Source organism: Amaricoccus sp. (assembly GCF_017993425.1).
Taxonomy (GTDB): domain Bacteria; phylum Pseudomonadota; class Alphaproteobacteria; order Rhodobacterales; family Rhodobacteraceae; genus Amaricoccus.
Genome location: NZ_JAGOMQ010000033.1, coordinates 1 through 20,078, shown reverse-complemented (window position 1 = coordinate 20,078; position 20,078 = coordinate 1). Strand labels below are relative to the sequence as shown.

The 20,078-nt window shown below is 71.4% G+C and carries 21 protein-coding genes and 1 tRNA gene; 9 read left to right on the top strand and 13 right to left on the bottom strand.

Annotation, left to right across the window (positions count from 1 at the left end; all coding sequences use genetic code 11):
• Nucleotides 1-312 precede the first annotated feature (312 nt).
• Genes KBB57_RS15090 through KBB57_RS15070 form a run of 5 tightly spaced genes read right to left on the bottom strand, consistent with a single transcriptional unit; the run spans nt 313 to nt 2,735 of the window.
• Nucleotides 313-771 (bottom strand): NUDIX domain-containing protein, encoded by a 459-nt coding sequence (locus KBB57_RS15090; RefSeq protein WP_290751800.1) that lies wholly within the window; start codon nt 769-771, stop codon nt 313-315.
• Nucleotides 768-1,832: a 5-(carboxyamino)imidazole ribonucleotide synthase gene (locus tag KBB57_RS15085; RefSeq protein WP_290751797.1), complete on the bottom strand. Its 1,065-nt coding sequence runs from the start codon at nt 1,830-1,832 to the stop codon at nt 768-770. Before KBB57_RS15085 ends, KBB57_RS15090 begins: the two co-directional genes overlap by 4 nt.
• Complete coding sequence (locus KBB57_RS15080) at nt 1,825-1,992, bottom strand: hypothetical protein (RefSeq protein WP_290751794.1); 168 nt, start codon at nt 1,990-1,992, stop codon at nt 1,825-1,827. The genes KBB57_RS15085 and KBB57_RS15080 overlap by 8 nt, the downstream gene beginning before the upstream one ends.
• Nucleotides 1,985-2,497: a 5-(carboxyamino)imidazole ribonucleotide mutase gene (gene purE, locus KBB57_RS15075; protein WP_290751791.1), complete on the bottom strand. Its 513-nt coding sequence runs from the start codon at nt 2,495-2,497 to the stop codon at nt 1,985-1,987. The genes KBB57_RS15080 and purE overlap by 8 nt, the downstream gene beginning before the upstream one ends.
• Before the next feature lie 19 nt (nt 2,498-2,516).
• Complete coding sequence (locus KBB57_RS15070; RefSeq protein WP_290751788.1) at nt 2,517-2,735, bottom strand: DUF465 domain-containing protein; 219 nt, start codon at nt 2,733-2,735, stop codon at nt 2,517-2,519.
• Between the two features lie 149 nt (nt 2,736-2,884).
• On the opposite strand from KBB57_RS15070, the gene KBB57_RS15065 reads away from it, so the two are divergent.
• Entirely contained in the window at nt 2,885-3,079 is a 195-nt protein-coding gene (locus tag KBB57_RS15065; protein WP_290751786.1) for a hypothetical protein, read from the top strand.
• Here KBB57_RS15065 and KBB57_RS15060 read toward each other — a convergent pair.
• Nucleotides 3,076-3,372 carry a hypothetical protein gene (locus KBB57_RS15060; protein ID WP_290751783.1) on the bottom strand — a complete coding sequence of 99 codons (297 nt, stop codon included), beginning with the start codon at nt 3,370-3,372 and terminating at the stop codon, nt 3,076-3,078. The genes KBB57_RS15065 and KBB57_RS15060 overlap by 4 nt on opposite strands.
• A gap of 128 nt (nt 3,373-3,500) precedes the next feature.
• Here KBB57_RS15060 and KBB57_RS15055 point away from each other — a divergent pair, with 128 nt between their 5' ends.
• A complete protein-coding gene (locus KBB57_RS15055) occupies nt 3,501-4,124 on the top strand; it encodes a ParA family protein (RefSeq protein WP_290751781.1) in 624 nt (207 codons plus the stop codon).
• 223 nt (nt 4,125-4,347) lie between these two features.
• Here the strand turns inward: KBB57_RS15055 and KBB57_RS15050 are convergent, their stop codons facing one another.
• The 4 genes from KBB57_RS15050 to KBB57_RS15035 form a co-directional block, all read right to left on the bottom strand.
• Nucleotides 4,348-6,009, bottom strand: coding sequence for a DUF262 domain-containing protein (locus tag KBB57_RS15050; protein WP_290751779.1), 1,662 nt, complete (start codon nt 6,007-6,009; stop codon nt 4,348-4,350).
• Between the two features lie 240 nt (nt 6,010-6,249).
• The gene (locus tag KBB57_RS15045; protein WP_290751776.1) at nt 6,250-6,558 is read right to left on the bottom strand and encodes an antibiotic biosynthesis monooxygenase; all 309 of its coding nucleotides are present in this window, start codon (nt 6,556-6,558) and stop codon (nt 6,250-6,252) included.
• Between the two features lie 53 nt (nt 6,559-6,611).
• Complete coding sequence (locus KBB57_RS15040; protein ID WP_290751774.1) at nt 6,612-7,298, bottom strand: glutathione S-transferase; 687 nt, start codon at nt 7,296-7,298, stop codon at nt 6,612-6,614.
• A gap of 204 nt (nt 7,299-7,502) precedes the next feature.
• The gene (locus KBB57_RS15035) at nt 7,503-8,204 is read right to left on the bottom strand and encodes a GNAT family protein (RefSeq protein ID WP_290751771.1); all 702 of its coding nucleotides are present in this window, start codon (nt 8,202-8,204) and stop codon (nt 7,503-7,505) included.
• Between the two features lie 79 nt (nt 8,205-8,283).
• On the opposite strand from KBB57_RS15035, the gene KBB57_RS15030 reads away from it, so the two are divergent.
• A tRNA-Arg gene (locus KBB57_RS15030) sits at nt 8,284-8,360 on the top strand.
• A 113-nt stretch (nt 8,361-8,473) separates the two neighbouring features.
• Here KBB57_RS15030 and KBB57_RS15025 read toward each other — a convergent pair.
• Nucleotides 8,474-9,253, bottom strand: coding sequence for an SDR family oxidoreductase (locus KBB57_RS15025; protein ID WP_290751768.1), 780 nt, complete (start codon nt 9,251-9,253; stop codon nt 8,474-8,476).
• A 189-nt stretch (nt 9,254-9,442) separates the two neighbouring features.
• Nucleotides 9,443-10,108 (bottom strand): GntR family transcriptional regulator, encoded by a 666-nt coding sequence (locus KBB57_RS15020; protein ID WP_290751765.1) that lies wholly within the window; start codon nt 10,106-10,108, stop codon nt 9,443-9,445.
• Between the two features lie 260 nt (nt 10,109-10,368).
• Here KBB57_RS15020 and KBB57_RS15015 point away from each other — a divergent pair, with 260 nt between their 5' ends.
• From KBB57_RS15015 to KBB57_RS14990, 6 genes are all read left to right on the top strand, one after another.
• On the top strand, nt 10,369-11,853 hold the full coding sequence (locus KBB57_RS15015) for an NCS1 family nucleobase:cation symporter-1 (protein ID WP_290751762.1): 1,485 nt from the start codon (nt 10,369-10,371) through the stop codon (nt 11,851-11,853).
• Nucleotides 11,854-11,933: 80 nt separating this feature from the next.
• Nucleotides 11,934-13,232 carry a C4-dicarboxylate transporter DctA gene (locus tag KBB57_RS15010; protein ID WP_290751759.1) on the top strand — a complete coding sequence of 433 codons (1,299 nt, stop codon included), beginning with the start codon at nt 11,934-11,936 and terminating at the stop codon, nt 13,230-13,232.
• A 154-nt stretch (nt 13,233-13,386) separates the two neighbouring features.
• Nucleotides 13,387-16,227 (top strand): aminomethyl-transferring glycine dehydrogenase, encoded by a 2,841-nt coding sequence (gene gcvP / locus KBB57_RS15005; protein WP_290751756.1) that lies wholly within the window; start codon nt 13,387-13,389, stop codon nt 16,225-16,227.
• Between the two features lie 165 nt (nt 16,228-16,392).
• Nucleotides 16,393-17,553, top strand: coding sequence for a hypothetical protein (locus KBB57_RS15000; RefSeq protein WP_290751753.1), 1,161 nt, complete (start codon nt 16,393-16,395; stop codon nt 17,551-17,553).
• Nucleotides 17,554-17,635: 82 nt separating this feature from the next.
• Nucleotides 17,636-18,265 carry a ribonuclease HII gene (locus KBB57_RS14995; protein WP_290751751.1) on the top strand — a complete coding sequence of 210 codons (630 nt, stop codon included), beginning with the start codon at nt 17,636-17,638 and terminating at the stop codon, nt 18,263-18,265.
• Between the two features lie 62 nt (nt 18,266-18,327).
• Nucleotides 18,328-19,437 (top strand): site-specific DNA-methyltransferase, encoded by a 1,110-nt coding sequence (locus tag KBB57_RS14990; protein WP_290751749.1) that lies wholly within the window; start codon nt 18,328-18,330, stop codon nt 19,435-19,437.
• A 60-nt stretch (nt 19,438-19,497) separates the two neighbouring features.
• Here KBB57_RS14990 and KBB57_RS14985 read toward each other — a convergent pair.
• On the bottom strand, nt 19,498-20,078 hold a 581-nt coding region (locus tag KBB57_RS14985; protein ID WP_290751747.1), incomplete at its 5' end, for an NUDIX domain-containing protein.

The window sequence follows — 20,078 nt, the reverse complement described above, 5'->3', positions numbered from 1 at the left end:
CCCCTGCGGGGGGCGAGCGCGTTGCCGCGCTCGCCGGGGCGATCACGGCCGGATTGCGCACAACGGGGAAATCTGAACCCCCCACGGCCTCCGCGCCAACGCGCTCCGGCCGTCGGCGCGGCGAAAGCCGTGCTTTCGCCTGTCGCGCCGCAGCCTCGCGGGCAGAGCCCGCTTCGGTCGGGGCGAGCGCCGCAGCCTCGGGCGGCGACCGGCTCCTGCCGTGCAGCGTCGACATCCGTGATCCAAAAAACTCCACTCACGTAAAATCAATGGCTTAGGTAATTTTCACGCGTGAACAACCCGCGGCCCGGCTCAACGGACGATGATCTCCAGCGGGTCGTAGACCACCGCGTCTTCCGGGCCGAAGGCGAGGTCGGCGAGGCAGCCCGGCTTGAAGCGCAGGCGGGAGAGCTCCGCCGCGTCCACCCAGCGCAGCCGGTTCACCACGCCCTCGGGATCGGCGAGCACGTGCGCCGCCGAGCCGGCGAGGGTGGCGCGATAGATGAGGTCGACCTGGTGGAAGCCGCTCGGCGGGTCGTGGAACTCCGAGACCGCGAGGAGCCGGCCCGGGACGATGGCGATCCCGGTCTCCTCCATCACCTCGCGCGCCAGGTTGTCGGGCAGGCTCCGCCCGGCCTCGACCCCGCCGCCGGGCGCGCACCAGAGGTCGCTCTCCTCGCCGGGATAGGCGTTGACGAGGAGCACGCGGCCCGCGTCGAGCACCACGGCCCGCACCGCCAGCCGGACCTTCGCGCGGAGCCGCAGCGTCATGGGCGGCGCGCCGAGAGGCGGGTGACGTGGCCCATCTTGCGCCCCGGCCGCGCCTCGGCCTTGCCGTAGACGTGGACGGCCGCGCCGCCGAGCACGGGCGCGGCGTCGATCTCCGCGCCGATCAGGTTCCGCATCTCCGCGTCGGAATGCCGCGCCCCGTCGCCGAGCGGCCAGCCGGCGATGGCGCGGACATGCTGCTCGAACTGGTCGATGAGGCAGGCGTCCTGCGTCCAGTGCCCGGAATTATGCACCCGGGGCGCGATCTCGTTGACGAGGAGCCCGCCCGGCGTGACGAAGAGCTCCACGCCGATCACGCCGACGTAGTCCAGCGCGTTGAGGATGCGCCCCGCGACGAGCGCCGCGTCCTGCGCCGTGGCGGCCGGGATCCGGGCGGGGACGGTGGTGGTGTCGAGGATGCCGTCGCGGTGGACGTTCTCGCCGGGATCGTAGGCGACGACCGACCCGTCGAGCCCGCGGGCCGCGATCACCGAGATCTCCCGCTCGAAGCCGACGAAGCCTTCGAGGATCGCCGGTCCGCCGCCGATCGTGGCGAGAGCCGTCTCCGCGTCGGCGGGCGCGGCGAGGCGGGCCTGGCCCTTGCCGTCGTAGCCGAGGCGGCGGGTCTTGAGGATGGCGGGCGCGCCGATCCGCGCCGCCGCGGCGGCGAGGGAGGCGGCGTCGTCGACGGCGGCGTAGGGCGCAGTGGCGAGGCCGATGCCGGTGAGGAAGTCCTTCTCGGCCACGCGGTCCTGCGCGACCTCGAGCGCGCGGCGGCCCGGGCGGACCGGGACGCCGCCGGCGACGGCGTCGATGGCGGCGAGGGGGACGTTCTCGAACTCATAGGTCAGGACGTCGACGCCGGCGGCGAAGGCGGCCAGCGCCGCGGCGTCGTCGTAGCCGGCGCGGACGACCTTCTCGACCACCGGCGCGGCGCAGGCGTCGCCGGGCTCGAAGACGTGGACCGCGAAGCCGAGCCGGGCCGCGGCGAGCGCGAGCATCCGCCCGAGTTGGCCGCCGCCGAGGACGCCGATGCGCGATCCGAGGGGGAGGGGCTCAGGCATGCGAGGGGCTCTCGGCGTCGAGGCGGGCGGCGAGGCCGGCGCCGGCACGGAGGATGGCTGTCCGCCCAAGAGGGAGCGGGTCGGCCGTCGGAGCGGTCCCGGCGACCGCGGCGATCCGGGCGGCGGGGGAGGTGACGGCGCGGGCGAGGGGCTCAGCCATCGGCGGGGGTCTCGGCGATCGCGGCGCTCTGGGCGGCGCGCCAGGCGTCGAGGCGGGCGGCGAGGGCGGCGTCGGTGGTGGCGAGGAGCGCGGCGGCGAAGAGGCCGGCGTTGGCGGCGCCGGCCGGGCCGATGGCGAAGGTCGCGACCGGCACGCCCTTCGGCATCTGGACGATGGAGAGGAGCGAGTCGAGGCCGGAGAGCGCGGCGCTCTGCACCGGCACGCCGAGCACCGGCAGGCGGGTCTTGGCGGCGAGCATCCCGGGCAGGTGCGCCGCGCCCCCCGCCCCGGCGACGATGGCGCGGAGGCCGCGGCCCGCCGCCGCCTCGGCATAGGCGAACATGCGGTCCGGGGTGCGGTGCGCCGAGACGATGCGCGCCTCCCAGGGCACGCCGAGCGCGTCGAGCGCCTCGGCGGCGGCGCGCATCGTCGGCCAGTCGGACTGGCTGCCCATGACGATGCCGACGAGGGGGCCGGCAGGGGAGCCGGCGGAGGGTTCGCTCATTCCGTGGTCTCCGGCCGCCTCAGGCGATGATGTCGGGGGTGATCTCGTCGCTGATGCGGGTGATCTGGTCCTTGAGCATCAGCTTGCGCTTCTTCAGCCGGCGCAGCGTGAGCTGGTCGGCGCGGCCGCCCTGGTCGAGCGCCGCGATGGCGTCGTCGAGGTCGCGGTGCTCGCGCTGGAGCAGCTCCAGCTTGATGCGCAGCACCTCTTCGCGCGAGAGGAGAGGGGGTTCGGTCATGCTCGCCCGGGCCGGATGTCCATCGCCGACCTATATACGGCGAAGGCGGGGCGCGCATCCAGATCCGCGGTTCGCGCTTCGCGGATGCGGCGGGGTCCTGTAGTGTGGCGGTCGTGCCGCCCCGTGGGCGGCGCCGTGCGGAGGTGGCGATGACCGCAAGGGAGCCGGCCGGCGAGCCCCGCAAGGCGGCGAAGGAGCCTGCGCGCCGGGGGGCGCCGGAGCTTCACCCCGACATCATGCCGTCCATGGAGACGTGCAGCGAGGAGTGCTGCCGCTATCTCGACACGGCGCTCAGGCGGGGCTGCTGCGACGAGGCGGAGGAGGCGGCGCCGCCGCGGCGCTAGGGTTCGTCGCTGCGGCCGCCGGAGGCGACGTCGCCGGGGCCGGTCTCGTCGGGGACGCCGTAGCCATGGGCCTTCGGGGCCTCGGCCGGCTCGTCGTTCTGGACGGCGGCGCCCATCTCCAGCGCGTGGATGGCGCCGGCGATGCGCTCGTGCTCCGCCTCGGGGGCGTCGCCGCGGCCGAGCTCGGCCTTCCAGGCCTGCAGGATCTCGAGGCGCTCGGCGTAGTCGATGTCCGTCCGGTCCACGATCTCCAGCGGATCGCGGAAGCTCCGGAACTCGGTGCGCACGGTCATCCGTCTCTCCCGGCATGATGCTCCGGTGAACGCCGGCGGCGGGCGGCGGTTCCCCGGGCTTGCGCAGGGGGAGGCTTGCGCGCGGCGAAGATGCGCCCCACGGTCGGGGGAAACGGCGGGAGGGCGCGATGCGGACGGTGCTGGTGGCGAACCGCAAGGGCGGCTGCGGCAAGACGCTGGTGGCGATCACGCTGGCCTCGGCGCTCGCCGCGCGGGGCGGCGCGGTGGCGCTGGCCGACGCCGACGCGCAGAAGTCGGCGCTGCGCTGGCTGAAGAGCCGGCCGCCGACCGCGGCGGCGATCCGGGCGCTCGACTGGAGCCATTCCGGGGATGTGGGCGACGCGCCGAAGAAGCTCGACTGGCTGGTGATCGACGCGCCGGGAGCGCTGGCCGGGGCGCGGGCGGCGGCGCTGATCGCCGAGGCGGACGCGGTGGTGACGCCGGTGCTGCCCTCGTCCTTCGACGCGGACAGCACCCGGCGGTTCCTGAAGGAGATCGAGGAGGTGAAGCGGGTCCGCAAGGGCAAGGTGGCGGTCCACCTCGTCGCCAACCGCATCCGGCCGCGGGTTCACGCCACCGACCGGCTGCAGGCCTTCTTCGCCTCGCTGGGACAGGCGCCGCTGGCGTGGATTGCGGAGCGGGCGGTCTATGCCGACCTCGCCGAGGAGGGCCTCGCGGTCTTCGACGCCGCCGCCCGGGGCGCGCGGCCGGTGCGGGCGCAGTGGGACCCGGTGCTGGCGGCGCTGGGCTGAGGGGGTGCAGGGGCCGACTTTGACATACGTGCGAAGGGGCGAAGGGGTTATATGTTTGATTTTATTTTGAATTCATGAAATTGTAGCCATTTGGGCTGGCCCGCTTGTCGGGGAGGGTTGCGGGTTGTGCCGACACGCCGCCTGATGCCGGCTCGGACGAGCGCCCCGCCTTGTGTCTCGGCGGGGAACGGGCGCCGGGCGCGCCAGCCTTGAGGCGAGGCGATCAGCCGGCGCGTGTGCGGGGCACGGCCGGGGACGAGAGCGCGGGATGGATTCGTTCGTCTATCCTTGCCCAGAGCTTCGCGGCGCGGGCGCGCAGGAAGGTCGCGTAATCGTCCTCGTCGATGCCCATCCCCTGCCGGTCGATCAGGTGGGTGGCGAGGCTGGACGGCATCGCCTTGTTCGAGGCCTCGAATTTCCGGATGTAGACCTTGGGCGGCCTCGCGTTGATCTGGCGCTTGTTCAGGTCGGCTCCGATCAGGGTGATGTTCACGACCGAGTTCTCATCGCCCACGCCGTTTGTGCGGAGGTGATCCTTCGGGAAGAAATGATGGAAGTTCTTCGATGAGGCGATCTTGAGATAGCTGTTGTCGAGCAGGACCGTTCCGTCGTTGTGGAAGTTGCGCGGCTGCTCGAAGGCGAGCAGGCAGAGGATGCCCTTGCAGAGCCAGTTGCCGGTCGCGAAATTGGTTCGGATCAGACCCTCGGGGCCGGTGACGCTGACGGGAATGTCCCAGGTTCCGGGTCCGCCGGCGATGATGTCGTCGATCGCGCGCTTGTCGGCGGCGAGCTTCGATTCCGTGGCTGCCGAGTAGCGATAGCCGAGCGCCGAGCGCCAGAAGAACTGTCGCATGCGCAGGTGATCGTCGCCCGCGGGCTCGTGCCGCTTGACGAAGAACCAGTAGGCGAAGGGAACGATGAGAGAGTCATATGGGAGAAGCGCGGACACGGGAATTCTGTACGCCGTGCGGAAATGGTCCACGGCGCTCTTGATGGCGCTTACCGCCTTCGGCCAGGTCTCGATGACGCTGGCCTTGTCGAGACCGAGGATCGTCGCCCGCTTGGCCTCGCCCGCCAGCACGAGCGCCAATAATTGCAGGATCGTGGAGGGCGAGATGCCGTCGTAGCCGACCTCCAGGTCGTCCTCGAGCTTTGACCATTCGACTTGCATGTCGAATCGTCTCTCCTCGTCGTAGGTCTTGGCGACCATGATCTCGAAGACCGTGAGAACGGAGCCGCCGGTGTTGATGCGCGTGAACACCTCGATCGCGCTGTCGATGTCCTCGCGGGTCAGGGTGACAAGGCTGAAGTCGTAGGTCGCGAAGGCCTGCTTGAACCTGTCCGCGACGTCGAGATCGTCGTCGGTCAATCCCAGCGTTGCGACGAGCCGCTTCTCGACCTCGCGGTTCAGGGACAGAACGTCCTTGAGCGACACGCACCTGTGCGGATTGTCGGGCAACTCGTGGACGACGATCTGCGCGTCGTCCGGGAGCGTGGGGTCGAGGTTCACGTAGATTCCGGCGAAGTCGGTGAGCTTTCTCGACCCCGCGCGCCGTATCTTCGCGCCGCGGTAGGCAGCGAACAGCGAGGTCATCCGCTGCTGGCCGTCGAGGACGTACTCGACCTGCCGGTCGTCAGGCGTTGCGGGCAGGGGGATGTCGCCCACGTTCTTCACGTCCGCCATCCGCTGGTTGGTCTTCCAGTGGATGAACGTGCCGATCGGGTAGCCCTTGACGATGCTGTCGAGCAACGCCGCGGTCTTCTCGATCGGCCACACGAAATCGCGCTGGAATTTCGGGATCTTGATGACGCCTTTCTCGATGTCGGTGATCAGATCCCGATATTTTCTGCTGTCGGGCTTCGGCTGCGGGCGCGGCGACGTCATCGTAAATCCTGAAACCTGAGCTTCGCGGCGACGATAGCGAGGAGTTCCTTGCTAATCCACGACGAGGATCGACGTTTGCGTGGCATGGTTACCGCCGCGCGGGAACTGGCCGCGCTATCCGCCAGGCGGGGAGATGTCGCCGCTACCGCCGCATGGCTCGGGCCGGGCGCTCCTCCGGGGCGATCCGGTCTCAGGCTGGCGTCTCGCGGGGGCGGAAATCTCGGGCCGTGCGCCCCGGGGTCAGCCTTCCAGGACGGTGTCGAAACCCTCGAAGCGGGGGCCGCCGAGGTACATCGGCTTCGCCTCGCCGGCGGTGGCGTGGGCGCGGCGGAAGTAGGGGGAGCGGGTCCAGCCCTCGAAGGCGGCGCGGTCGCGCCAGATCGAGTGGGAGATGTAGGGCGTGTGGTCCTCCGCCGGGTCGCCGCGCAGGAGCCGGAAGGAGACGAAGCCCTCGACCTTGTCGAGCTGGCTGTCGCGGTTGCGCCACATCTCCTCGAAGTCGTCCTCCATGCCGCGGACGACGCGGAAGCGGTTCATCGCGTAGAACAAGGGCGCACCTCCCGAAGCGGCTCGCCCCTCTATGGCCCGGGCCGGCGCCCGGCTCAACCCTCCGGGCCGGGCCAGGGCAGCTCGGGCAGGCCGTCCCCGGCGGTGGGGAGGCGGCGCGGGTCGCGCAGCGCCGCGGCCCGCCAGGCGAGGAAGGCGGGATGGGCGAGGTGCGCGGCGACGTAGGCGCGGGCGTCGGGGCCGACCGGCAGCCGGTAGGCGGCGATCCGGGCGGCGACGGGAGCGTAGAACACGTCCGCGAGCGAATAGGCCCCGAGGAGCCACGGCCCCTCGGGCGCGGCCGCCCGCGCCGTCGCCCAGAGCGCCTCGATGCGCACGAGGTCGGCGTGGACGGCGGGGGAGGGCTCGAAGCCGGCATAGGCGCAGCGGAGGTCCATCGGGCAGGCGCCGCGCAGCGCGGCGAAGCCCGCGTGCATCTCGGCGGCGAGGGCGCGGGCCAGCGCCCGCCGCGCCGGGTCGGCGGGCCAGAAGGCGATGTCGGGGCGGCGCCCGGCCAGCGTCTCGGCGATGGCGAGCGTGTCCCAGACGACGCCGACGCCCTCGAGCCGCGCCGCGGGGACCGTGCGCGCCGGCGGGAAGGCGGCGAGCGTGGCGGCGAAGCGCGGGTCGCCCATCGGCGCGAGCACGGTCTCGACCTCGAGCCCGAAGGCGGCGAAGGCGAGCCAGCCGCGCAGCGACCAGCTGGAATAGGCGCGCTCGCCGATGACGAGCAGATCGGGCATGGGGGCTCTCCCTGGTGCGCGAGGGAGCCTCGCCGGGGCGGCGCCCCGGCGCAAACGACTTCGCGTGAGGCCGGCCATCACGGCGGCGAATGTCCCGGGCTTCGCGGGGACGAATGCCCGGCCGCGCGTGCCAAGCCTCCGTCCGATTGAACGCCGGCGGAGTCCATCGCCGAGCGCGGCGGGCTGTCGCCGGGCGCCCGGTCGTCAGGGCCGCGGGTGCTCGGCCTCCGCGCGCCGGCGCACGGGTGCGGTCAGGTCGCCGAGGCGGCGGCGCTGCCGGCCTTCCGCGTCGAAGTTCTCCGGCGCGAGCCAGGCGGCGTGGGCGGCGGCGATCTCGGGCCAGTCGCGGTCGATGAGGGCGAACCAGGCGGTGTCGCGGTTCCGGCCCTTCACGATCGCCGCCTGGCGGAACACCCCCTCCCAGGCGAAGCCGCGGCGCGCCGCGGCGCGCCGGCTCGGGAGGTTGCGGGCGTCGCATTTCCACTCGAAGCGGCGATAGCCGGCGGCGAAGGCCCAGCCGGCGAGCAGCGAGATCGCCTCGGTCGCCGCGGGGGTGCGCTGGAGGGAGGGCGCGTAGCAGATGTGCCCGACCTCGATCACGCCCATCGCCTGGTCGATCCGCATCAGGCTGGCGACGCCGGCCGGCCTTCCGGCCGCGCGGTCGATCGCCGCGAAGAACCGCGGGTCGGGCTTGCCGGCGACGGCGTCGACCCAGGCGGCGTAGTCCGCCGCGTCGGCGAAGGGCCCGTAAGACATCCAGTCCCAGATCGCGTCGTCGGCCGCGTTGGCGGCGTGGAGCGCGGCGGCGTGCGCTGCCGCCAGCGGCTCCAGCCGCACGTGGCGGCCGTCGAGGGTCATCGGCCCCGGCGCCTGCCGCGGCGTCCACGCCGCCAGATCCCTGTCCATTCCGGACCCTCCGTCGCCGCCGTTTCGTTCCGGATTCGGCCTTGCAAACCCCGACCGCCGAGCGTATCTCGCGCCGCACGGACTGGTAGCTCAGCTGGATAGAGTACTTGACTACGAATCAAGGGGTCGCGGGTTCGAATCCTGCCCAGTCCGCCACCTTCCCTTGTCGGCGCTGACGATCCAGCCCCTACGCTGAGCGTCCCGCAGCCCTCGCGCGCCCTTCCGCGTTCTGCACAGGCGCTGCTCCCCGTGGGGAGCAGGCCGGGGGTTCACATCGTCAAGTTGGTCGCGCCGCCGTCGATGAGGAGGTTCTGGCCGATGATGAAGCCGGCATGGATGGAGCAGAGGAACGCGCAGGCGGCGCCGAACTCTGCGGGGGCGCCGTAGCGGCGGGCGGGGATCGTCGCTTCGCGGGCGCGGCGGGCGTCGGCGGGGGCGATGCCGCCGGCCTTGGCGGCGCCGGCGTCGAGGGCCTCGGCGCGGGCGGTGTCGTGGATGCCGGGCAGGAGGTTGTTGATCGTCACCCCCTTCTCGGCCACCTGGCGGGCGGTGCCGGCGACGAAGCCGGTGAGGCCGGTGCGGGCCGCGTTGGAGAGGCCGAGGGCGGGGATCGGGGCGCGCACGGCCTGCGAGGTGATGTTCACCACTCGTCCCCAGCCGCGCTCCATCATGGCGGGAAGCGTCGCCTGCATCAGGGCGATCGGGGTCAGCTTGTTGGCGTCCAGCGCGCGGATGAAGTCGTCGCGGCTCCAGTCCGACCAAAGGCCCGGCGGCGGGCCGCCGGCGTTGGTGACGAGGATGTCGGGGTCGGGGCAGGCGGCGAGAAGCGCGGCGCGGCCTGCCTCGGTGGTGACGTCGCCGGCCACGGCGGCGACGGCGACGCCGTGGCGCTCGCGGATCGCCGCGGCGGTCGCCTCGAGCGCCTCGGCTCCGCGGGCGTTGATCACCAGCTCGACGCCCGCCTCGGCCAGCGCCTCGGCGCAGCCGCGCCCCAGCCCCTTCGACGCGGCGCAGACGATCGCCCGGCGGCCTCTGATCCCCAGATCCATCCTTGGTCCTCCCTGTCCTCCCGCGAGCCTTACGGCCGCGGCGCGGCGGCGCAAGGCCTGTCGGCTGCGTGGGAGATTGGCCGGTCATGAAGCGGAGGGAGAGAGCGGCCGCGCGTGGTGAGGGACCGCGCCGGGTCGGCTTCTGAGCCGATGCTGGAGATCAGGTCGCCGGGGCAGGGGGCGGAAGGCTCAGAGCAGGATGCCCCACCAGCGGAGCGTGGTGCGGCAGTGGTCGGCGATGGCGGCGACGGCGGCGTCGGCGTCGCGGCGTTCGAGGGCGTCGATGATGAGGAGATGCTCGCGCATCGCCGGGACGATGCGGTCGGGCAGGAAGGGGCGGGTGTTCTGGATGACCGCGACGCGGTTGCGGTTCACCCGGTAGGCCTCGGCGGCGAGCGGGTTGTCGAGGCCGGTCGCCAGCGCGTCGTGCAGGCTGAGATCGGTCAGCACGGCGCGGCGCGGCAGGTCGGGCGTCATCGCCCGCTCGGCCTCCTCGGCCAGCGCCTCGTGGCTCGCCCGCAGGTCGCCGAGCGGCAGCGCGGCGCGGGCGGCGACGAGCCGGCGGGCCGCCGCCATGTCGAGGGTGGCGCGGAAGTCGATGCAGTCGCGCGTCGCCTCGGCGCTCGCCTCCATCACCAGCACGCCGCGCTTCGGCAGCACCTGCACCAGCCCCTCGACCCCGGCGCGCTTCACCGCCTCGCGGGTGGCGGCGAGCGGCAGATCGAGGAGCTCGACGAGCCCCGGCATCGAGACGAAGCGTCCAGCCGGCAGCGTTCCGTCGCGTAGCCGCCCGATCAGCCGGCCATAGGCCTGGTCGGCCATCAGCGTCTCGCCCTCGCTCGCCTCGCGGACCATGCGCGCTCCCATTTTCAAACAAGTCCTGAAAGAGCTTCAGGGATTGCCGCGGTTGTGTGCCTGATGAGGTTCCATCTAACATCTCAGATAGAACATCAAGAGGCGGGTCGCAAGCGGCGAGCCCGCTCCCCGGAGGAAACGGCGCCCGGCGACCAGGAGTTGCCGGCCGGACCCAAGCAGCGAATACTGCCCCGCGAGCCGTCAGGTCTGAACGGCGCCGCCGGGAGAAGACGACCGTCCACAGAACGGAGGTTAGAGCCTTGGCCAACATCGCGACCCCCTCTCACGGCGCGACGCCCGGAGAGACGCCCTATGTCGGCGGCGTGCCCGCCCATCCCGACCTCTACAACGAGGATCTCGCCCCGGTGCCGATGGAGAAGCGCACCTGGACCGGGTATTCGATCTTCGCGATGTGGATGTCGGACGTCCACTCGGTCGGCGGCTACACCTTCGCCGCCTCGCTGTTCCTGTTCGGGCTGACCGGCTGGCAGGTGCTGCTCGCCATGACCGCCGGCATCCTCGTCGTCTACGTGCTGATGAACATGATCGGGCGGCCGTCGCTGCGCGAGGGCATCCCCTTCCCGGTGATGGCGCGGGTGTCGATGGGCGTGATGGGCGCGAACCTCGCTGCGGTGATCCGCGGCGTCGTCGGCATCGTCTGGTACGGCGTGCAGACCTACTTCGCCTCGAAGGCGGTGGCGATCATCATCCTGCTCTTCATCCCTTCCGCCGCGGCGCTCGGGCAGGGCTCGGGCTTCATGGGGCTGAGCACGCTCGGCTGGATCTCCTTCTTCATCATGTGGCTCGGGCAGCTGCTGATCTTCCAGCGCGGCATGGAGACGATCCGCAAGTTCATCGACTTCTGTGGTCCCGCCGTCTACCTCGTCATGTTCGCGCTGATGGCGTGGATCCTCTACCATGCCGGCCTCGGATCGCTGAACATGCGGCTCGGCGACACGCAGCTGAGCGGCTCGGCGACGATCGGCGGCATGATCAACGCCATGCTCTTGGTGATCAGCTACTTCGCCGCGCTGCTCCTCAACTTCGGCGACTTTTCGCGGTTCGGTAAATCCGAGAAGCAGATGAAGGTCGGCAACTTCCTCGGCCTGCCGGTGAACTTCCTCCTGTTCTCGATCATCGTCGTCATCGTCACCGCAGGCTCGATCTCGGTCTTCGGCGAGATGATCATGGACCCGGTCGAGATCGTCGCCCGCATCGACAACAAGGTCGCGGTCTTCATCGGCTCGATCACCTTCATCATCGCCACGATGGGCATCAACATCGTCGCGAACTTCGTCTCGCCGGCCTACGACATCGCCAACCTGTTCCCGCGGCATGTCGACTTCAAGCGCGGGGGGCTCATCACCTCGATCCTCGCGGTGCTGGTCTGCCCGTGGATCTTCGTCGACAGCCCGCACGCGATCACCATCTTCGTGTCGGTGTTCGGGGCGATCCTCGCGCCGCTCTACGGGGTGATGGTCGCGGACTACTACCTGGTGAAGCGCGAGAAGATCGTGACGCCCGAGCTCTACACGATGGATGCGTCCGGCCGGTACCACTACGACGGCGGCTGGAACCGGGTCGGCCTCCGCGCCCTCGCCATCTCCGGCGCGATCGCGATCGGGTGGGAGCTCTGCACCCAGCTCTTCCACGTCCTGCCCGAGAATGCGCTCGGCTGGGTGATCGGCGCCGTCTCGGGCGCCGTCGCCTACACGATCCTCATGCGGCGCGCCAACCGCACCTGACGCCTTCCGGCGGGCGGCCGCGCGCCGCCCGCCCTTTCCCCAGCCACCGTCCGCGCCCCGCGTGCGCCCAAGGAGATCCCATGCCCGCATTCACAAAATCACTGTTCGGCCAGGTGATGATCGCCCTTGTCCTCGGCATCGTCGTGGGCGTCTTCTGGCCCGGTTTCGCGGCCGCGATGAAGCCTTTCGGAGACGGCTTCATCAAGCTCATCAAGATGGTCATCGCGCCGCTGGTGTTCGGCGTCGTGGTCCACGGCATCGCCAGCGCCGGCGACCTGAAGAAGGTCGGGCGCGTCGGGGTGAAGTCGATCGTCTACTTCGAGGTCGTCACTACCATCGCGCTCATCCTCGGCATCGTCGTCGCCTACGCCTTCGGGCCCGGGCACGGGATGAACGTCGACACCTCGGCGCTCGATTCGAGCGCGCTCTCCTCCTACGTCGAGCGGACGAAGGAGATGCACGGGCCGATCGATTTCCTGCTCGGGATCATTCCCTCGACCTTCGTCGGCGCCTTCGCCAACGGCGACATCCTGCAGGTGCTCGTCCTCGCGGTGCTCTTCGGGGCGGCGCTGAGCCTGATCGGCGAGCGCGCGGCGCCCGTCACCCACCTGATCGAGCTGACGACCGAGGTGCTGTTCAAGATCATCGGGTTCATCGTGCGGCTCGCCCCGCTCGGCGTCTTCGGCGCGATCGCCTACACCGTCGGCAAGTACGGGGTCGGCTCGCTCCAGCAGCTCGGGACGCTCGTGGTCCTCTACTACCTGACGGTGATCTTCTTCGTCTTCATCATCCTCGGCGGCATCCTGCGGCTGGCCGGCTTCTCGATCTTCAAGTTCCTGCGCTACCTGCGCGAGGAGCTGATGATCGTGCTCGGCACCGCCTCGTCGGACAGCGTGCTGCCGCAGATCATGCGCAAGCTCGAGCACATGGGGATCAAGGACTCGACCGTCGGCCTCGTCGTCCCGACCGGGTACTCGTTCAACCTCGACGCCTTCTCGATCTACCTGACGCTCGCGACGGTCTTCATCGCCCAGGCGACGAACACGCCGCTCGCCTTTGGCGACCTGATCCTGATCCTCGGCGTCGCGCTGCTGACCTCGAAGGGCGCGCACGGCATCCCGGGCTCGGCGATCGTGGTGCTGGCGGCGACGCTCTCCGCGGTGCCGGTCATCCCGGCGATCGGGCTCGTGCTCGTGCTCTCGGTCGACTGGTTCATGGGGATGGCCCGCGCGCTCGGCAACCTGATCGGCAACTGCGTCGCGACGGTGGTCATCGCCGCCTGGGAGGGCGACATCGACCGGGCCCGCGCCCATGCCGTCCTCGACGGCCGGTCCGAGGACCCGACCGAGGCGTCGCTCTTCGAGCCGGAGGGCGTCTGATCTGCGACGGCGCGCCCCTGACCGGGGCGCGCCCGACCTGCCTGAAGGGGCGCGCGTTGCGCGCCCCTTCGCTTTTGCCGGGCGTGCGGAGGCGGCTTGCCCTTGTCCGGCCTCCCGTCCCATATTCCGCGCCATCCCCATCGGCGGACGTGCGATGCCCTTCCAGGAAACCGAGTATCATCCCTACGACTTCGCCAACCGGCGCCATATCGGCCCCTCGCCGGGGGAGATCGCGGAGATGCTGGCGGTGGTCGGGGCGCCGAGCCTCGACGCGCTGATCGACGAGACCGCGCCGCGGGGGATTCGGCAGGCGCGGCCGCTCGATTGGGGGCCGGCGCTCAGCGAGCAGGCGATGCTGGTGAAGATGCGGGACGTGGCGCGGAAGAACCGGCCGATGACGAGCCTCATCGGGCAGGGCTACCACGGCACGGTAACGCCGCCGGTCATCCAGCGGAACATCTTCGAGAATCCGGCATGGTATACCGCGTATACCCCCTATCAGCCGGAGATCAGCCAGGGGCGGCTCGAGGCGCTGCTGAACTACCAGACGATGGTCTGCGACCTGACCGGGCTCGACGTGGCCAATGCGAGCCTGCTCGACGAGGCGACGGCGGCGGCGGAGGCGATGGCGCTGTGCCAGCGGGCGGCGCGGTCCAAGGCGGGGGCGTTCTTCGTCGACCGCGACTGCCATCCGCAGACGATCGAGGTGATCGAGACACGCGCCGCGCCGCTCGGCTGGCGGGTGATCGTCGGGGATCCGTTTACGGAGCTGGAGCCGGGCGAGGTGTTCGGGGCGATCTTCCAGTATCCCGGCACCTACGGGCACTGCCACGACTTCTCGGAGCCGATCGCGGCGCTGCACGGGGCGGGGGCGCTGGCGGCGGTTGCGGCGGATCCGCTGGCGCTGACGCTGCTGAAGCCGCCGGGGGAGATGGGGGCGGACATCGCCGTCGGCTCGACGCAGCGCTTCGGGGTGCCGGTCGGGTTCGGCGGGCCGCATGCGGCCTACATGGCCGTCCGCGACGCGCTGAAGCGGTCGATGCCGGGGCGGATCGTCGGGGTGTCCATCGACGCGCGGGGGAACCGGGCGTATCGGCTGGCCTTGCAGACGCGCGAGCAGCACATCCGGCGCGAGAAGGCGACGTCGAACGTCTGCACCGCGCAGGCGCTGCTGGCGGTCATGGCGTCGATGTACGCGGTCTTCCACGGGCCGGAGGGGCTGAAGGCGATCGCGCAGCGGGTCCACCGCAAGGCCGCCCGGGTTGCCAAGGGGCTGGAGAGCCTCGGGTTCAGGGTGGAGCCGGAGCGGTTCTTCGATACGATCACCGTGGAGGTGGGGGGCCTGCAGGGGGTGATCCTGCGCGCCGCGGCAGCGGAGGGGGTGAACCTGCGCCGGGTGGGGACGACGCGGATCGGCATCGCGCTCGACGAGCGGGCGCGGCGGCGGGACGCGCGGGCGATCTGGGCGGCGTTCGGGGGCGATGCGGTGGACCTGCCGCTGGAGAAGGAGCACCGGCTGCCGGCGGAGCTGGTGCGGACGAGCGGCTACCTGACGCATCCGATCTTCCACATGAACCGGGCCGAGGCGGAGATGACGCGCTACATGCGGCGTCTGGCCGACCGGGATCTGGCGCTGGACCGGGCGATGATCCCGCTCGGGTCCTGCACGATGAAGCTGAACGCAACGGCCGAGATGATGCCGGTGAGCTGGCCGGAGTTCGCCGACATCCATCCCTTCGCGCCGGCGGAGCAGACGGAGGGCTATGCGGAGCTGATCGCCGATCTGGAGGCGAAGCTCTGCGCGGTGACGGGATACGACGCCTTCTCGATGCAGCCGAACTCGGGGGCGCAGGGGGAATATGCCGGGCTGCTGACGATCCGGGCCTGGCACGCGGCGCGCGGCGAGGCGGAGCGCGACGTGTGCCTGATCCCGACCTCGGCGCACGGGACCAACCCGGCGAGCGCGCAGATGGCCGGGATGAAGGTGGTCCCGGTCGCGGTCGCGGAGAACGGCGACGTCGATCTCGACGACTTCCGGGCCAAGGTCGCGGCGGCGGGGCGGCGACTCGCGGCCTGCATGATCACCTATCCCTCGACGCACGGCGTCTTCGAGGGGACGGTGCGCGAGATCTGCGAGATCACCCATGCCGCCGGCGGGCAGGTCTACCTCGACGGCGCCAACATGAACGCGCTCGTCGGGCTGGCGCGGCCGGGGGATTTCGGCTCGGACGTGAGCCATCTCAACCTTCACAAGACCTTCTGCATCCCGCATGGCGGCGGCGGTCCGGGGATGGGGCCGATCGGGGTGAAGGCGCATCTCGCGCCCTACCTGCCGGGGCGGCCGGGAGGCGCGGGGCGGGTGAGCGCGGCGGATTTCGGCTCGCCGAGCCTGCTGCCGATCTCCTGGGCCTATTGCCTGATGATGGGCGGCGCGGGGCTGACGCAGGCGACGAGGATCGCGATCCTGAACGCGAACTACGTCGCGGCGCGGCTGCGCGAGGCCTATCCGATCCTATACTCGCGGGACGGGCGGGTGGCGCATGAGTGCATCGTCGACGTGCGGCCGCTGAAGGACCGGGCAGGGGTGAGCGTCGAGGACGTGGCCAAGCGGCTGATCGACTGCGGCTTCCATGCGCCGACGATGAGCTGGCCGGTGGCGGGGACGCTGATGATCGAGCCGACGGAGAGCGAGCCGAAGGCGGAGCTCGACCGGTTCGTCACGGCGATGCTCGGGATCGCCGCGGAGGCGGCGGCGATCGAGCGCGGCGAGATGGACCGGGAGAACAATCCCTTGCGGAACGCGCCGCACACGGTGGAGGACCTGGTGGGCGACTGGGACCGCCCCTATTCGCGCGAGGCGGCCTGCTATCCGCCGGGGGCGTTCCGGGTGGACAAGTACTGGGCTCCAGTCAACCGGGTGGACAACGTCTGGGGCGACCGCAACCTGATGTGCTCCTGCCCGCCGATGGAGAGCTATCAGGAGGCGGCGGAGTAGAGCCGGCGCCCCGAGGCGGCGGAGAGGCGGCGCTAGGCGCAAGGCGACGGTCGTGCTAGAATGCGCAACCATTCGACGAGCCGACCTTTGATCTCGCCGCGCCGCGGCCTTTCGGGCGATTTCCCGACGCATCCGCCGCGAGCGCCCGTTTCACGGAGCGCGCCCATGCCTGACGACGCCCTCGCCATAGACGAGCGGAAACCCGCGACGACGGAGGAGCCTGCCGCCGACGCCACGGCGGCCGGGAATGCCGGGACGGGCGATCCGGCGGCCAACACCCCCGTCGGGCCCGACGGGACCGAGCCGACGGAGCCGGAGGTCACGACCGAGGCGGTCGTGCCGGATGTGGCCGGCGTCGGCGAGAACGGCCCCGGCACGGCGCCGGCGGAGGCCGCCGGGTCGACGGCTGCCGTCGTGGCGGCGGGGGCCGGCGACAAGCCGAGGGTGGAACGGGGGAAGCCCGATCCGCTCGGCGACAATGTCGGCAAGGTCTATATCCGCACCGACGAGTTCATCATCTACACGGCGGACGCGGCGGCGCGGGACTTCGGCCGGCTGCGGATCGTGCTGCTGTCCGATAACGCCCGGTGTCGCCAGCTGCGCGAGGGGCTGGCGTCGGTGATCGGGCCGGTGGCGGTGATCACCGACGTGGTGTGCAGCATGCGGCCGACCGGCCTCGTCTCGGCGAACCGCAAGGAGGAGTACGAGTCGCTGGCCGAGCGCTGCCTCGTCATCCTGTCGAAGGCGATGCAACTGGCGCTCGAGGGCAAGCCGGACCGGGCGGTGACGCTGCTCGACGGCGTGCGCGTCGATATCGAGGCGCGGCGCGACAGCGGCAACCGGATGCGCTACATCTTGGCGAACGCCACCGCGCTCCTCGCCATTGCGGTCGGGTGGCTCCTGATCCGGACCTTCGCCCATGCGCCGGCCGGGGTGATCGTCAGCTTCTTCTCCGGCGCGCTCGCGGCTGCGGAGCCGCCGCCGCTCAGCTATCTCGACGTGCTGCTGTTCGGGGCGCTCGGCGCGTTCTTCTCGGTGTCGATCGGCATCGACAAGCTGAAGGTCAGCCACGCGATCTCGATCTGGGAGATGCTCTATGCCGGCGTGGTGCGGGTGATGATCGGGGTGATCGCCGCCGCGGTGGTGATCCTGCTGATCGAGGGCGGCTGGATCCTCGGGTCGCTCGACCCGACGTATCGCAACTGGGCGGTCTACCTCTTCGGCTTCCTCGCCGGGTTCAGCGAGGTGCTGGTGCCGAACGCGCTGAAGCAGGCCGAGGGCAGCGCCCGCGTCGAGGGCCAGCCGGCGCGCCCGGCGGCCGGGTAGGGACGCGCCTCGCGCCACGCGAGGCATGGACGGCGGCGTCGCGGGGCGGCATTCTGCCCGCCCCGAGGTCGAGGGAGCGAGGATGCCGCCGGATTTCAGTCGCGAGCGCGAGGGGCGCGGGCCGGTCTGCGGCGTCGACGAGGTCGGGCGCGGGCCCTGGGCCGGGCCCGTGGTCGCGGCGGCGGTGGTGCTCGATCCGGACTGCGTGCCGGAGGGTATCGACGACAGCAAGAAGCTGACCGCGGCGCGGCGGGAGGCGCTCTACGAGGCGCTCCTCGGCTGCGCGCGGGTGGGGGTCGGCGTGGCGAGCGTCGCCGAGGTCGACCGGGTGAACGTGCTGCAGGCGAGCTTCATCGCCATGCGGCGCGCACTCGTGGCGCTGGGGACGACGCCGGGGACGGTGCTCGTCGATGGCAAGCTCCTGCCGCAGGGGCTCGGCGGCGAGGCCCGCGCGGTGATCGGCGGCGACGCGCTCTGCCTGTCGATCGCGGCGGCCTCGGTGGTCGCCAAGGTGGTGCGCGACCGGATGATGGTGGCGCTGGCGCAACAGTTTCCGGGATATGGGTGGGAGACGAACGTCGGATACGGGGTGCGCGCGCATGCCGAGGCGCTCGCCCGGCTGGGCGTGACCCCACATCATCGGCGCAGCTTTGCGCCGGTCCACAAGATATTGTGTGAAGAGCTAACAGTTAAGCCATTGATTCAAATATAATTTGATCGCGAATCGGCTCTCGTCCATCCTGCGCGCGACCGCATGTATGGAATGATGGGCCGATGTCGAGAAGCATGAGAAACGCCGCCGCGCCGGAGCTGGAGCTCGACGTCGTGCATGAGGGGGACTGCCTCGAGGTGATGCGGTCGCTGCCGGAGGGCTCGGTCGACCTGGTCTTCGCCGATCCGCCCTACAACCTCCAGCTCAAGGGCACGCTGCACCGGCCCGACAACAGTCTCGTCGACGCGGTGGACGACGAATGGGACCGGTTCGGCTCGTTCGCGGAATACGACGCCTTCACCCGCGAATGGCTGGCCGAGGCGCGGCGACTCCTCAAGCCGGACGGGGCGATCTGGACGATCGGCTCGTATCACAACGTCTTCCGGCTCGGGACGGCGATGCAGGACGCGGGATTCTGGATCCTCAACGATGTGGTCTGGCGCAAGTCGAACCCGATGCCGAACTTCCGCGGCAAGCGGCTGACCAACGCCCACGAGACGCTGATCTGGGCGGCGCGCTCGCCGCAGTCGCGGCACGTCTTCAACTACGAGGCGACGAAGGCGCTGAACGACGGCGTGCAGATGCGCTCGGACTGGGTGATCCCGCTCTGCACCGGCGCGGAGCGGCTGAAGGGGCCGGACGGGGCGAAGCTGCATCCGACGCAGAAGCCGGAGGCGCTGCTGCACCGGGTGCTGGTCGCCTCGACGCGGCCGGGCGACGTGGTGCTCGACCCGTTCTTCGGGGCGGGGACGACGGGCGCGGTCGCGAGGCGGCTGGGCCGGCGCTATGTGGGGATCGAGCGCGAGCCGACCTACGTGGCGGCGGCGCAAGCGCGGATCGCGGCGGTGCGCCCGCTCGACGCCGAGGCGGCCTCGGTGACGGGCTCGAAGCGCGCCGAGCCGCGGGTCGCCTTCGGGCAGGTGGTGGAGCGCGGCCTGCTCGCGCCGGGCGAGACGCTGGTGTCGCAGAACGGGCGGTACAGCGCCCGGGTGCGGGCGGACGGGACGCTCGTCTCCGCCGACAGCCGCGGCTCCATTCATCAGGTCGGCGCCGCGGTGCAGGGCGCGCCCTCGTGCAACGGCTGGACGTTCTGGCACTTCCGCAAGGATGGCGCGCCGGTGCCGATCGACTACTGGCGCCAGCAGATCCGGGCGGAGATGTCGGGCGACTGACGGACGACGGTCCTCGGGGGCATCGAGCCCCCTCGGCCCGCCCCGCGCCCCTTTCCGGCATCAACGCGACGGCGGCTCCGGGGAACAGGCCCTGCCGGGGGCGAGCGCGGCGCGGGCGAGGCGGAGGGCCTTGCGCATCACGGTGGGCATGGCGCGCTCGAGCTCTGGGGTCCATGGGCGCCAGTCGCCGGCGCGGGGCGGGGTGCGGGCGGCGAGGATGCGGAGCGCCAGGTGGAAATGCGTGAAGGTGTGGCGGACCTCGCCTTCGAGGGGGCGCCACTCGGCGGGGAAGGGCGGCGCTTCGGTCTCGCCGGTCTCGGTCCAGGGGCCGCCGGGCAGGCCGAGCATCCCGCCGAGGAGGCCGCTCGGCGGTCGGGTCTCCACGAGGATCGCGCCGTCGGGGCGGAGCGCGAGGTAGGCGACGCCGCGGCGGAGGGGTTTCGGGGCCTTCTCCGTCCGGCGCGGCAGCCCGGCGGCGATGCCGAGGGCGCGGGCGCGGCAGGAGGGCGACCAGGGGCAGAGGCCGCAGGCGGGCTTGCGGGGCGTGCAGATCGTCGCGCCGAGGTCCATCACCGCCTGGGCGTAGTCGCCGGGGCGGGAGGCGGGGGGGAGGGTGGCGGCGAGGGCGCGCAGCTGCGGTT

Excerpts from the sequence above, each read along its gene's own strand:
- KBB57_RS15090 (WP_290751800.1), bottom strand. The coding sequence starts at position 771 with ATGACGCTGCGGCTCCGCGCGAAGGTCCGGCTGGCGGTGCGGGCCGTG.
- KBB57_RS15085 (WP_290751797.1), bottom strand. The coding sequence starts at position 1,832 with ATGCCTGAGCCCCTCCCCCTCGGATCGCGCATCGGCGTCCTCGGCGGC.
- KBB57_RS15080 (WP_290751794.1), bottom strand. The coding sequence starts at position 1,992 with ATGGCTGAGCCCCTCGCCCGCGCCGTCACCTCCCCCGCCGCCCGGATC.
- purE (WP_290751791.1), bottom strand. The coding sequence starts at position 2,497 with ATGAGCGAACCCTCCGCCGGCTCCCCTGCCGGCCCCCTCGTCGGCATC.
- KBB57_RS15070 (WP_290751788.1), bottom strand. The coding sequence starts at position 2,735 with ATGACCGAACCCCCTCTCCTCTCGCGCGAAGAGGTGCTGCGCATCAAG.
- KBB57_RS15065 (WP_290751786.1), top strand. The coding sequence starts at position 2,885 with ATGACCGCAAGGGAGCCGGCCGGCGAGCCCCGCAAGGCGGCGAAGGAG.
- KBB57_RS15060 (WP_290751783.1), bottom strand. The coding sequence starts at position 3,372 with ATGACCGTGCGCACCGAGTTCCGGAGCTTCCGCGATCCGCTGGAGATC.
- KBB57_RS15055 (WP_290751781.1), top strand. The coding sequence starts at position 3,501 with ATGCGGACGGTGCTGGTGGCGAACCGCAAGGGCGGCTGCGGCAAGACG.
- KBB57_RS15050 (WP_290751779.1), bottom strand. The coding sequence starts at position 6,009 with ATGACGTCGCCGCGCCCGCAGCCGAAGCCCGACAGCAGAAAATATCGG.
- KBB57_RS15040 (WP_290751774.1), bottom strand. The coding sequence starts at position 7,298 with ATGCCCGATCTGCTCGTCATCGGCGAGCGCGCCTATTCCAGCTGGTCG.
- KBB57_RS15035 (WP_290751771.1), bottom strand. The coding sequence starts at position 8,204 with ATGGACAGGGATCTGGCGGCGTGGACGCCGCGGCAGGCGCCGGGGCCG.
- KBB57_RS15025 (WP_290751768.1), bottom strand. The coding sequence starts at position 9,253 with ATGGATCTGGGGATCAGAGGCCGCCGGGCGATCGTCTGCGCCGCGTCG.
- KBB57_RS15020 (WP_290751765.1), bottom strand. The coding sequence starts at position 10,108 with ATGGTCCGCGAGGCGAGCGAGGGCGAGACGCTGATGGCCGACCAGGCC.
- KBB57_RS15010 (WP_290751759.1), top strand. The coding sequence starts at position 11,934 with ATGCCCGCATTCACAAAATCACTGTTCGGCCAGGTGATGATCGCCCTT.
- gcvP (WP_290751756.1), top strand. The coding sequence starts at position 13,387 with ATGCCCTTCCAGGAAACCGAGTATCATCCCTACGACTTCGCCAACCGG.
- KBB57_RS15000 (WP_290751753.1), top strand. The coding sequence starts at position 16,393 with ATGCCTGACGACGCCCTCGCCATAGACGAGCGGAAACCCGCGACGACG.
- KBB57_RS14995 (WP_290751751.1), top strand. The coding sequence starts at position 17,636 with ATGCCGCCGGATTTCAGTCGCGAGCGCGAGGGGCGCGGGCCGGTCTGC.
- KBB57_RS14990 (WP_290751749.1), top strand. The coding sequence starts at position 18,328 with ATGTCGAGAAGCATGAGAAACGCCGCCGCGCCGGAGCTGGAGCTCGAC.